We start from the raw sequence: 12,186 nt of genomic DNA, 5'->3' as shown, positions 1-12,186 counted from the left end.
AAAAAATGAAAAATATCTTTAGAAATACGACACTTATCTTAGGACTTTTATTCTTAACCGTTTCTTTCAGTTTAACATCATGTAACAGAAGCGACGATGAAGCGGACGATCTTCCTCAGGAAGAACTTTCGGATGTCCTTCTAAGAGTAACGGATGAAGCTACGGGAACTCCTGTAGTGTATGATTACCAGGTGAACAGTACCACGAATCCGAATGTTAAACTGATCAACGGTCATACCTATAATGTAGAAGTAATTTTCAAAAATGGGAATGAAGATGCAACGCAGGAAATTATAGAAGCTAAAAATGAACATTTCCTGGTATATAACTTTCCAAACTCTGATATTACTTTAACCCGTACAGATGAGGCCGGCTCGACAAGAGATGACGGAAACCGTGTTGGACTGAAAACAAAATGGGTAGTCAATGCGGCTGTAAAAAATCCTGCTGCTACCAGCCAGTTGGTGCTTACCTTATTCCATGAGCCGGTAACAGTTTCTGAAGCTTCTGCAGTAAGTGGAAACGGCGTTATTTATGGAACTCATACGGGAGGGGAAACAGACGCACAGGCGAATTATAACATTATTAATTAACCGGAGTTCGGGTTTTAGGGTCCGGGACTCGAGATGCGGGATGCGGGTTTGAGAGTCGGAGGATTTGAGAGTTTTGGGAAGTGATGGGTTATTTGGGGTGTATCTTGGAGTTGGAGGACCTTCACATTTCACTTGCGTAGCAAAATTAACGATTGATCTTTCTAAATCTCAACCTTAGCCTGGAGATCTGAAATCTTTTTATCCCGAAATCAGGTTAATGAATAGAACCTTTAATCTTGTTGACAAAAAACCACTGGAATTCCCGGTGGTTTTTTATTTAACAATTTTTGGCGTTATAAGTTGACTTTAAGTGGGTGATTTTCATAAAAAATTCATATTTTTGCAACCTAAAATTTTAATCAATAATGAAGGTTACCGCACAAAACCATGATGACGTAAGTGCATTACTTACAGTGACATTGGAAAAATCTGACTACAAAGAAAAAGTAGAAAAGCAGTTGATTAATTATGCTAAAAATGCGCAAGTTCCTGGTTTCAGAAAAGGGAAAGTGCCTTTGAGTATGGTTAAAAAACAATATGAAGCAGGTATTGCATTCGAAGAAATCAACAAACAGGTTTCTGACGCATTGAACGGCTATGTTAACGAAAACAAGTTAAGATTAGTTGGTCAGCCTGTTCCTCAGCCCGTAAACCAATTGGATTACAATGCTGATAAAATTGAAGTTGCTTTCGAAGTAGGATATGAGCCTGAATTCACTATAGATTTAGCTAAATATGAAGCTCCTCATTATAAAGTAGAAGCTTCCGACAAAGAAATTACAAAGAGCATTGAGAACATGCAGAGACGTTTTGCAGAGCAGGTTCCTCAGGATAAAATCACTAAAGATTCTTATGTAGCTTTAGAAATTTCTCAGGTTGTAGAAGAAGATGCTGAAGGAGAGCACAACCACCACCCAAAAAATGCTACCATTACTGCTGAAAACAAAGAAGCTTTCAAATTGGTAAAAGCATTGAAGATGGACGGTTCTGTAAAAGTATCTAAAGAAACTCTTGCAGGTGATGAAGAATTGGCTAAAGAATTAGGATTCACTAAAGAAGAAGTAGAGCATTTACACCATGCTGAAGTAGAAGTAAAAGTAAAAGACTTCTATTCACTGAACTTGGCTGAGCTAAACCAGGATCTATTCGACAAAGTGTACGGAGAAGGAACCATTACTTCTGAAGAAGAGCTTAAAGAAAAAGTAAAATCTGAGTTGGATGAGTACTTCCAGCAGAATGCAGACGTTCACTATGTGAATAAAGTATTGGAGCAGGTTACTGAAAAAGAAGAAGTAAAACTTCCTGAAGATTTCTTAGTAAAATGGTTATTATTCTCTAACCAGAATATCCAGTCTGAAGAACAGGCAAAAGAAATCCTTAATGCAGAGAAGAGCCAGTTAAGATACCAGATCATTGAAGGTAAATTAATGACGGATAACGAAATCCAGTTAGACTATGCTGATGTATTGGCACAGGCTGAGCAGTTGGTAAGAAACCAATTGGCTATCTACGGAATTCACCACTTAGGAGACGAAGAAATCCAGAAATATGCTGTTGAGATGTTGAAAGACCAGGAGCAGGTAAGACAAATTTCTTCTGAAGTAGCTATGGCTAAACTGAAAGATGTTATTCTTGAAAAAGCTTCTAAAAAGGAAACTAAAATCTCTCACGACGAGTTTTTAGAAGAACTTAAAAAATAATTTATTTAAGATATAAATATTTGAAAACCTTTGAGAAATCAGAGGTTTTTTTTATGTCCGGTTTAAAGGTGTTTTTATTTATTTAACCCGAATGCCGGATAATAGCTTTTTGTTTTAATGAGGATAAGAAAGTTAGAGGCTATCCGGATTTGAGCGGTTCTGTTAACCATGTCAAGGTTCAAAACCTTGACATGGTTACTACAAGGCACAAAAGGACATTCTAGCTTTCAGTAAAATTCCAATTTTCGCCACCCTGTGATTCTATTTCGCATCAACTTTTCACAAGCTTATTTTCTTAAAAAAGCTTAAAGTATTCTTATAGGTATTATAATGTATCATGGATAAGTATTCTTTGGCTTATTTGTTGAGGTCATTATTCATATATTTACACCCTAAACTTATTATAGATATGAAAAAGATCATCATTCCGTTTTTCTGTGCTGTACTGTTCTCGGCTCCGGCAGCCGCTCAGCAGGCTAGTGCCGCTTCTGTGAAAACGGAAGTTATAAAATCCAAACTTACCCCTAAAGAAGTGATTGATAATTATTTCAAGGCCTTAGGAGGAAAAGCTAAACTGGAAGCCGTAAAATCTACAGTGATTGATAATACCCTTAGTGTTCAGGGAATGGATATTACCATGAGTACCATAAAGCAGGGAAATAAATTCAAGTCTGTACAGACTGCTATGGGACAGAAAATAAGCCAGGTTTTTGACGGCGAAAAAGGATATATAGAAAGAGCAGGACAGAAAACCGATTTTCCGGCAGAAAATATTGCTGAACTGAAAAAAGGAACCACGGTGGAAGCTTTGGCCTTTGATCCTTCCAGCTTTAAAACATCCACTGTAGAGAAGGTGGACAATAAAGATTATAACGTATTGGCTTCAGAAAAAGGAAAGTTCTATTTTGATGCCGCTACAGGACTTCTTTACAAATCTACCGTAGGAGAAGGAACGGTTACCGTAAAAAATTATATGACGGTAGAAGGATTGAAATTCCCTTCAGAAGTAGAGATTGATGGTAAGGGTCAGAAAGTAACCATTAAAACCACTAAAATTGTTTTAAATACAGGTGTTTCTGATGCCGATTTTAAATAAAAATCAATCATTTTATGAGATAAAAGCCGGAAAATATCCGGCTTTTTTGTTGTATTTATAATTTTAACTCAAATTTAACTATGATGTGAAATTTATTCCTTCTTCAGGTTATGAATAATTGATATTTTTAGTTTGAAAATAAAATCAAATTATATGAAGAAAGTTTTATCCTCATTTGCGGTCATTTTCCTGATGTCCTCAAATGTTTTCGGCCAGAACATCCCTGTGGATTCTTCTGTGAGAATCGGTACCCTCTCCAACGGAATGAAGTACTATATCAAAAAAAACACATTACCTGAAAAGAAAGTAGACTTCCGTTTGGCTATTAATGCCGGATCTATTCTTGAAGATGAAAACCAGAGAGGTTTAGCTCACTTTATGGAGCATATGAACTTCAACGGAACCAAGAATTTCCCGGATAACAAACTGGTAGACTTCCTGCAGTCGATCGGTGTGAAATTCGGACAACACCTGAATGCTTATACAAGCTTTGACGAAACAGTATATATGCTTCCTGTTCCATTGGATAAAGCAGGAAATCTGGATGCGGGGCTGAAAGTAATGGAAGACTGGGCCTTTAATGCCACCCTTTCCGATGAACAGATCAACAAAGAAAGAGGAGTTGTTCTTGAAGAACTGAGACTCGGTCTTGGAGCAGACAAAAGAATGGCGGATAAATATCTTCCTAAACTATTATACAAATCCCAATACGCAGAACGCCTTCCGATCGGGAAAAAAGAAGTACTTGAAAACTTTAAACCGGATGTTATCAGAAAGTTTCATCAGGAGTGGTACAGACCGGATCTGATGGCTATTGTGGTAGTAGGAGACATCAACGTAGATGAAGTTGAGAAAAAAATTAAAGATAATTTCAGCAAATATAAAAATCCTTCCAAACCAAGAGAAAGAAAAGTATTTGACCTGCCCAATCATAAGGAAACACTTGTAGCCATTGAAACAGATCCGGATGCTACCAATTCTATGGTTCAGTTTATCATGAAAGATGCTGAAGCGTATCAGCCGGATGTAACGGTGGAGCAATACAATCAAAGTGTTATTGAAAGTCTTTCTACCACGATGCTGAACAACAGACTTAGAGAGCTGATCAACTCAAACAATCCACCTTTTACCTTCGGATCGGTATATCATGGAGGAACATACGCAAGAACCAAAGAAGCTTTTCAGGGATTTGCTATGGTAAAAGAAGGAAACCAGCTGAATGCACTGAAAGTTTTACTGGAAGAAGTGGAAAGAGCGAAAAGATTCGGGTTTACACAGTCTGAACTCGACAGAGCAAAATCTCAAATGCTTTCCAATCTTGAAAGATCTTACAACAACCGTGATAAGACGGAAAGCGACAGACTGGTAGACGAATATGTAAGAAATTTCCTGGAACAGGAACCTATGCCAGGAATTGCCTGGGAATATGAAGATACAAAATCATTCCTGCCTACCGTTACTTTGGCGCAAACCAATGATATCATCAAAAAAATGGTGAAAGACGACAGCAGAGTGGTCGTGATAACCGGCCCTAAGAAAGACAACGTTACCATGCCTACGGAAGCTATGGTGATGAATACGTTCGAAGCCGTAAAAATGGCAGACCTAAAACCTTACGAAGAGAAAGCAACCATCAAAAACCTGATAAAACCTTTCAAATCTGAAGGAAAAATAGCAAAAACCGAAACCGATGCCAAACTGGGAACCACAACCTGGACTTTAAGCAACGGAGCGAAAGTAACTTTCAAAAAGACGGATTTCAAAGATGACGAAATTTTGTTTTCCGCAAGAAGCTTAGGCGGAAACTCACTGATCTCTGATGCCGATTTTATTAAAACTCAATTTGCTTTCGGTGCATTATCTGAAGCGGGAGTTGGAGGATTCTCAAAAGCAGATCTTACCAATTACCTTGCAGGAAAGCAGGTGAGTGTAAACCCTATGATTGGGCCTTACTTTGAAGGAATTTCAGGAAGAACCACCCAAAAAGATTTAGGAACAGCTATGGAGCTTACCTATGCTTATTTTACAGGTTTAAATTACAATCCTGCAGCATTCAATGCTTACAAAGAAAAACAGTCTGCGATGCTGGATAATCTTTTGTCCAATCCTCAGGCTTATTTCTCCAATGAGCATGCGAAATTCATGAACCAAAAGAACCCAAGATTTATCGGATTATTCCCGATGGAAAAAGACTGGGCCAATACCGATTATAAAAAAGCATACGATATCTACAAAGAGAAATTTGCCAATGCCGGAAACTTCCAGTTTTATTTTGTGGGAAATATAGACGAAGCAAAGCTTAAAGAGCAGGTCCTTCAGTATATCGGAGGACTTCCTACCTCTGGAAAATCCACGACATTCAAAGATACGGGGTACAGACAGCTGACCGGAGATTATTCGAAAGTATACAAAAAAGGAAAAGATCCTAAGAGTCTGGTAACCATATCCTACAGCGGAGAAACGCCTTACAGTGAAAAAGAAGCTTTAGCGCTTGCAGCCCTTGGAGAGGTAGCTACCATCAAGGTTATTGAGAAGCTGAGAGAAGACGAAAGCGGTATTTACGGCGGAGGTGCCAGAGGAAGTATGAGCAAGATTCCTTACAGCAACTACAATTTCAGCATCAGTTTCCCTTGCGGTCCTGAAAATGCGGAAAAACTGACCAAAAGTGCGGTGACGGAACTTCAGAAGCTAATTGACAAAGGCCCTGAACAGAAAGACCTTGACAAATACAAAGAAGGAGAATACAACGATAACAAAACAGAACTTAAAGATAATATGTTCTGGCTGAGTTCTCTTGCTAAAAACCAACTGGACGGAAGCGATAAATATGATATTCTGAATTATCAGGAAAAAGTAAAAGCATTAACGGTAAAAGATCTTCAGGATGTTGCTAAAAAATACCTTAGCAAAGGAAAAATTACAGCGACACTAATGCCGGAAGACGGTTGGGAAAATAATAAAAAGACAGATGCCAAATCAGCTGTGACCAGTGCATCCGTTGTAAAATAAGAGTATTCAGAATCATGAATAAAAGAAAAACCGCAGAGCAGTCTGCGGTTTTTTTATGGTGTTATTTCTTCCCTTCCTTCAGCCTTTTCACTTCATCTTTCAGAAGCTCTATATATTCCTGAAGATTCTTTATAATGGCAAGACTCATTTCATTGTTAAAATTAGTGACATGTCCCATGGCATAAGATCCCGGACTGTCGTGGAATACCGGATTCTGGATAATAGTTTTCACTTCATCGTCCTCATAAATTTCCTCAATGGGAAGGTCCAGAAAACGGGAGATTTTTTCCCATTCATCCCTGAAAATCCTTACATCGCCGCTTTCTTTTCTGCTGTAGTTGGATACATCAGTGGCTATGATGTCGGCGATCTGCTGTTGGGTATAGCCTTTCTGTTTTCTTATTGCACGTAATTTTTCTTTTTGCATAGCCGGTTTTTTTACAAAAATGCGAATTTAAATTGTATTCTTAAAATCCTTATCCAAGTTTTTAAAAAATGCTCTGTAATCATGATGCAGATGATCTTTTCAGGTGTTTTTAATTAATCAAAAATATTTGTTGACAAAAAAAATTAAAGCAAAAATAGGGTATTACTTATATAAGTTTACACCTTTGTTTATCTTAAAATAAAGGAATATTCAATTCAATTCAATTCTTTGTTTTCCCTTACGTTTAAAAAAATAAGAAATAAACAGGCTCGGAATCAATAAAAAAAACCGTAGAGTTTTCCACGGTTTTATAGTTTTAAGAGCCATAGGCTTTTTTCCATTCGTCGGCAGCTTCACTCAGAACGCCGTAGAAATCTTCACCGTACTTTCTGGTGAGCGGAGTTTTCAGGAATTTATAGATAGGAACCTGCAGTTCTTTTCCCAGTGCACAGGCATCGCTGCACACGCTCCATTCGTGGTAGTTCAGGGCTGTAAATGTAGAATATTCGGTGATACGGATTGGGTAGAGGTGGCAGGAGATAGGTTTCTGCCAGTCAACAGCGCCGTCTTCATATGCTTTTTCAATACCACATTTCGTAATTCCTTTCTCGTCGAATGTGACGTAAGCACATTCTCGGTCTTCTACCATAGGGGTTACATACATACCGTCCTGAGGATCGGTAGTCCATGTACCCTGTTCTTCAAGGGCTTTGATGCCTTCCTGTGTAAGATAAGGTTTTATTTTATCAAAAATACTGTCTAAAATTTCAAGTTCATCCTTATCTAGCGGAGCGCCTACATCTCCTTCCACACAGCATGCACCTTTACATTTCGTAAGGTTGCAAACAAATTCTTCGGAAAATATATCCTCTGAAATCAATTTATCGTCTATCTGAATCATAATCTTTAAAATAAATCAAAATACGTACCTGCTTTAAAAGTAATCAAACTTATGATGATAAGCCATAAGCTTACCTCCTGCATCCAGTATTTGGGTAAAAATCTCATCATCCTGCTCAGGATAATGCTCGATGGAAATGCCAGAAGCAGTAAATATTCGTAGCTTTTATTCATATACAGAATAATAGTGACCAGCTGGGCCAGCGAAAAGACAAGCAGAAAAGTGTATTTATATCTGCTGATCGGGCTTTTTTTGTTATAGTTTGTAAAATGGTCGTATACAGCATAAATAAGCATCAGTACAATCGGAACCAAAGGAACGAGATCCGTATAATCTGTCATTGGCTTCATTTTTCCAAAAGGAAAATAATCGAGATTCCAGGTGGTGAAATGGAAAAAAAACATGACAGAGAAATAACTGAAGGCAATCATTATAGTTCCCAAAAGAAATCTGAAGAGATTTAAACTGATTTTTTGAGAGGTAGCGATGACGTGAACAATCACGAAAAGAGCCATGGGCCACGTTGTCGGAAGAAAAATAAAATTCAGGGCAACAATGGCGCCTACCAGAACATAAGATTTTTTTCTGATGTCTTCGTCTGCACTGGTGAGCAGCAGGAGCAAAAAGGAATTGGTAAGCAGAGCTACCGCAACTCCAATGTCCAGATTTCCGGGATACAGTCCGAAAATAAAGAAGGTATATAAAAATAACGGCAGATGCGTCTGATAATTAAGAGCAATGCTGTGGAAACAAAAATATCCCAAAGCAATTCCCAGGAAAGTTATTCCGGCAATGATTGCTTCATAAGTGTTGAAATTCAGGATGTTGAATATTATAACTACTAATAGAAGAAAACCAATATACACAGGAATTGAAAAAATATTGCTTTCTTTTGAAAGTAATTTAAACATTTTTTATAAATTTGTACAAAGTTAATTTAAAAAAGGAAAATAATGACGTCTTTCTGGTTATTCTTAAGTAAAGTTTTCAAATTTAGTTTCGGTTTTTTTGATACATTTGGAAATGTTTTAAACTGGATTTTATTTATCGTTTGCTGTGTACTGTTTACTTATTGGTGCTATGTATTAGTAGTAACACTTGGTGGTGATAAAGACAAAGACTATTATTCTCCGACTGAGGGTAAAAACCCTTACTACGATCCTAAGATCTTTAAAAAAGAAGGTTAATTAATTGGTTATATAGTAAAAAACCGATCGGACTTTAGTCTGATCGGTTTTTTTATTAACGATTAAAATTCAATTTCTATTCGTGAATCGGAAGTACAAGTACCGGAACAGGAGAATCTTTAGTAAGCCCTTTGGTTAAGCTTCCTACAAATACATCATAAATTCCGCTTCTTCCATGCGATCCCATTACAATATAATCTGCATTTTTTGCTTTGGCATAATCCAGAATGATCTCTTTGGCAATTCCTTGTTTTAAAAGGTGCTCGCAGTCTACATCATGGGCGATGATTCTTTGTTCAATCTTATTCAGTTCTACCAGCTCGCTTCTAATCTCATTGGCTTCTACTTCAGGAAAATATTGATATCCCATATCACCGATGGCAAAACCAATATCTGCCGGTGCCACATGAATCAGAAAGATTCTGCCGTTGAGCTGTTTTGCAAATTTTACGGCTCCATCTACAAGCTGTTCTGTTTTGTCCCCAAAATCTACGGGTAGTACAATATTTATCATGACCTCTAATTTTGTATCCTAAAGATAAGAAAAAAAAGCCGGATTTTTATGTTAAATACTTATAATATTCGGATATCAAGGATTTTGTCATCTTTCAGATACGCTTCCAGAACATCGTTTTCATTTACCTTTCCAACGCCTTTTGGTGTCCCTGTAAAAATAAGATCACCTACTCTTAAAGTAAAGTATTGAGAAGCGAAAGCAATGATATCATCAAAGCTGAAGATCATGTCTTTGGTATTTCCGTCCTGAACTTTTTCTTTATTCTGTAATAATGAAAACGGCAGTCCTTCAAGATCAAAATTTTCTTTGCTGAAGAAATTTCCTACCACTGCAGAACCGTCAAAACCTTTGGCAAGCTCCCAGGGAAGACCTTTGGATTTAAGTTCGCTCTGAAGATCTCTGGCCGTAAAATCTATTCCTAAACTGATTTCTTCATAATGTTTATGCGCTGTTTCCTTCTGAATATATTTCCCTCCTTTTGAGATTTTTAGAACCACTTCCAGCTCATAATGAATATCTTCGGAGAATTCAGGGATATAAAAATCATTTCCCTTTAAAACGGCTGTGTCAGGTTTCATGAAAATAACCGGTTTTTCAGGGATTTCGTTTCCTAATTCTTTAGCATGCTCGCTGTAGTTTCTTCCTATACAAATGATTTTCATATCACGTATGCTTTTTTATTATTTCTCTTTATGAAAACTGATATCAATGCGTAAACTCGTTCCCGCAATAATAACAGACAAATTTCTGGCTTGACAAAATGGAGATTCCAAAAAAGCTCGTCGCTCTATCGTCCCTGTAAATATGATTTGAACCACACTTCGGGCATACAAAATCAAATGCAGGATCCTTTATGGTATGTTCTACTTCCAGTGAATACGCTTCATTGTCATTATAATCCTGAAGAATCTGTTTAGCTTTTTCTACATCTTCTTCAAAAACCTGTAATTGGATGCCGCCCACAGCCTGTGAAAGCAGCCAATCCGACTGAATGAGCTGTTCGTTGGCAATAAAACCATTCACGCCGTTTTCTGCAAGAATTTGTTTGTCCCTGTTGGCTTCAAGAGCTGTTTCGTAAAATTTAAAGCGGACCAGATTCGACATTGTCTAAAATTTACCTGTAAGTTGAATTTTTGTAAATACCTTTTTGGTGTACAGCGGGAAATCCGCATTCTGAAGCCATCCGTAATAGCCAAGATCCTTTTGGAACACAGCTTTTACCACTTGCCCTTTATATTTTCCGAAATTGAAAACAGCTTCCGTTTTATCATTGTATCCTATAAATCCTGCAAGATCTGCATTCTTATTATGGAAGGTGAATTCACTTAAAGGAGCAATCTCATTCGGGATATCGTCATATTTTCCAACCTGTGCATCCAGCACCTCAAAAGTCGCCATCACATCAGCTTCGGCCGAATGGGCATTTTCCAAAACTTTGCCACAGTAGAACTGATAAGCAGCTCCTAAGTTTCTCGGTTCTTTTTTGTGGAAAATGGTCTGTGCATCTACAAGCCTGAATTTACTCAGATCAAAATCTATTTCTACTCTCAGCAGTTCTTCTGCCAGAAGCGGAACATCAAATCTATTGGAATTGAATCCCCCCAGATCACTTCCTGAAAGCATTTCCATCACTTTTGGGGCAATGTCTCTGAAAGTGGGAGCATCCTTTACATCTTCATCATAAATTCCGTGAATCTCACTGGATTCATTGGGAATAGGCATTTCAGGATTTACGCGCCATGTTTTGCTTTCGCGGGATGCATCCGGGTTTACTTTTAAAATACAGATTTCAACAATTCTGTCTTTTCCGATATTGGTTCCCGTTGTTTCAAGATCAAAAATACAAAGCGGTTTATGGAGTTTTAAATTCATGTTGTTCAATTGAAAATAGGTTAATGTGATAATGTGCTGATTCGGGGATGCGCTGTTATACTAATTTCTAACTTCTTGCCTCTAACTTCTACTTCAGCTGTCTCTGAAAAATCAACGATACTAAGATATAATAAATAACAAGCATAGGAATACCCACAATCTGAAATATAATCAGAATGGCAATTCCACCGCCTAATAAAATAACTTTCGGATAATTGTCCTGTAATTTTCTGGACTTGAATTTCATGGCTATCATTTTAATCGGACTGATCAGAAGCCATGATGTGATCACTGTTAATGCTATTAAAAGTAAAGGATTTTCGAATAAGAATCCGAAAGCTCCCATTTCTTTGAAAGCATAATACAATCCAAACAGCAATACCGTATTGGTTGGTGTGTTGAGTCCTTTAAAATAATAACGCTGCTCTTCATCGAGATTAAAAATAGCAAGTCTCAAGCAGGAGAAAATCGTTGCTAAAAGACCGATATAGCTGATCTCAAAAGGAAGCTGCATCCCTAAAATTTCATTTCCGAACGGCTCCAGTGCTTTATACATCGTAAGACCGGGAATCAATCCGAAGCTCACCATATCTGCCAGAGAATCCAGCTGAAGACCCAGATTGGAATTGGATTTTACTGCCCGGGCCACAAACCCGTCAAAGAAATCGAAGATAGAAGAAAGAATGATACAGATTGCCGTCGTCTGGTAATCTCCTAAAATAAGATGGATTGCACCTACACAGCCTGCAAATAAATTGGCAAGCGTCAATAGATTGGCAAGATTATTTTTTATGAAATTCATGTCAACAAAAATACGGTTTTTCCAAAGTTTATCCTGAAATATTATGAAGGAAAAAATACATTAATCGGTTTTTGATGTAAAT

At 37.5% G+C, this 12,186-nt stretch carries 13 protein-coding genes; 5 read left to right on the top strand and 8 right to left on the bottom strand.

From position 1 onward, the window contains the following. Positions 1-5: 5 nt before the first annotated feature. The 4 genes from ACM46_RS07405 to ACM46_RS07390 all read left to right on the top strand — a co-directional run bounded on the left by ACM46_RS07405 (position 6) and on the right by ACM46_RS07390 (position 6,398). Positions 6-593 (top strand): hypothetical protein, encoded by a 588-nt coding sequence (locus ACM46_RS07405; protein WP_048505996.1) that lies wholly within the window; start codon positions 6-8, stop codon positions 591-593. A 365-nt stretch (positions 594-958) separates the two neighbouring features. After that, a complete protein-coding gene (locus ACM46_RS07400) occupies positions 959-2,293 on the top strand; it encodes a trigger factor (RefSeq protein WP_048505995.1) in 1,335 nt (444 codons plus the stop codon). Positions 2,294-2,702: 409 nt separating this feature from the next. After that, complete coding sequence (locus ACM46_RS07395; RefSeq protein WP_048505994.1) at positions 2,703-3,389, top strand: hypothetical protein; 687 nt, start codon at positions 2,703-2,705, stop codon at positions 3,387-3,389. A 153-nt stretch (positions 3,390-3,542) separates the two neighbouring features. Then, positions 3,543-6,398: a M16 family metallopeptidase gene (locus ACM46_RS07390; protein ID WP_048505993.1), complete on the top strand. Its 2,856-nt coding sequence runs from the start codon at positions 3,543-3,545 to the stop codon at positions 6,396-6,398. A gap of 61 nt (positions 6,399-6,459) precedes the next feature. Here ACM46_RS07390 and ACM46_RS07385 read toward each other — a convergent pair whose 3' ends face one another. The 3 genes from ACM46_RS07385 to ACM46_RS07375 all read right to left on the bottom strand — a co-directional run bounded on the left by ACM46_RS07385 (position 6,460) and on the right by ACM46_RS07375 (position 8,637). Next, complete coding sequence (locus ACM46_RS07385; protein WP_048505992.1) at positions 6,460-6,825, bottom strand: helix-turn-helix transcriptional regulator; 366 nt, start codon at positions 6,823-6,825, stop codon at positions 6,460-6,462. A 316-nt stretch (positions 6,826-7,141) separates the two neighbouring features. Next, on the bottom strand, positions 7,142-7,726 hold the full coding sequence (locus tag ACM46_RS07380) for a DUF3109 family protein (RefSeq protein WP_048505991.1): 585 nt from the start codon (positions 7,724-7,726) through the stop codon (positions 7,142-7,144). A gap of 5 nt (positions 7,727-7,731) precedes the next feature. Next, positions 7,732-8,637 (bottom strand): DUF6427 family protein, encoded by a 906-nt coding sequence (locus ACM46_RS07375; protein ID WP_048505990.1) that lies wholly within the window; start codon positions 8,635-8,637, stop codon positions 7,732-7,734. 42 nt (positions 8,638-8,679) lie between these two features. On the opposite strand from ACM46_RS07375, the gene ACM46_RS07370 reads away from it, so the two are divergent. After that, positions 8,680-8,913 carry a DUF6341 family protein gene (locus tag ACM46_RS07370; protein ID WP_048505989.1) on the top strand — a complete coding sequence of 78 codons (234 nt, stop codon included), beginning with the start codon at positions 8,680-8,682 and terminating at the stop codon, positions 8,911-8,913. Between the two features lie 76 nt (positions 8,914-8,989). Here the strand turns inward: ACM46_RS07370 and ACM46_RS07365 are convergent, their stop codons facing one another. The 5 genes from ACM46_RS07365 to ACM46_RS07345 form a co-directional block, all read right to left on the bottom strand. Further along, a complete protein-coding gene (locus ACM46_RS07365) occupies positions 8,990-9,427 on the bottom strand; it encodes a universal stress protein (RefSeq protein ID WP_048505988.1) in 438 nt (145 codons plus the stop codon). A 59-nt stretch (positions 9,428-9,486) separates the two neighbouring features. After that, positions 9,487-10,092: a fumarylacetoacetate hydrolase family protein gene (locus ACM46_RS07360; protein WP_048505987.1), complete on the bottom strand. Its 606-nt coding sequence runs from the start codon at positions 10,090-10,092 to the stop codon at positions 9,487-9,489. A 43-nt stretch (positions 10,093-10,135) separates the two neighbouring features. Continuing rightward, positions 10,136-10,534, bottom strand: a complete 399-nt coding sequence (locus ACM46_RS07355; protein ID WP_048505986.1) for a putative signal transducing protein — start codon at positions 10,532-10,534, stop codon at positions 10,136-10,138. Positions 10,535-10,537: 3 nt separating this feature from the next. Then, positions 10,538-11,302 carry a 3'-5' exonuclease gene (locus ACM46_RS07350; protein ID WP_048505985.1) on the bottom strand — a complete coding sequence of 255 codons (765 nt, stop codon included), beginning with the start codon at positions 11,300-11,302 and terminating at the stop codon, positions 10,538-10,540. 88 nt (positions 11,303-11,390) lie between these two features. Then, the gene (locus ACM46_RS07345) at positions 11,391-12,104 is read right to left on the bottom strand and encodes a CDP-alcohol phosphatidyltransferase family protein (RefSeq protein ID WP_048505984.1); all 714 of its coding nucleotides are present in this window, start codon (positions 12,102-12,104) and stop codon (positions 11,391-11,393) included. Between the last annotated feature and the right edge of the window lie 82 nt (positions 12,105-12,186).

Source organism: Chryseobacterium angstadtii (genome assembly GCF_001045465.1).
Taxonomy (GTDB): domain Bacteria; phylum Bacteroidota; class Bacteroidia; order Flavobacteriales; family Weeksellaceae; genus Chryseobacterium; species Chryseobacterium angstadtii.
Note: the sequence above shows the minus strand (reverse complement) of the source record. Positions and strands in the feature narration are given on the sequence as shown.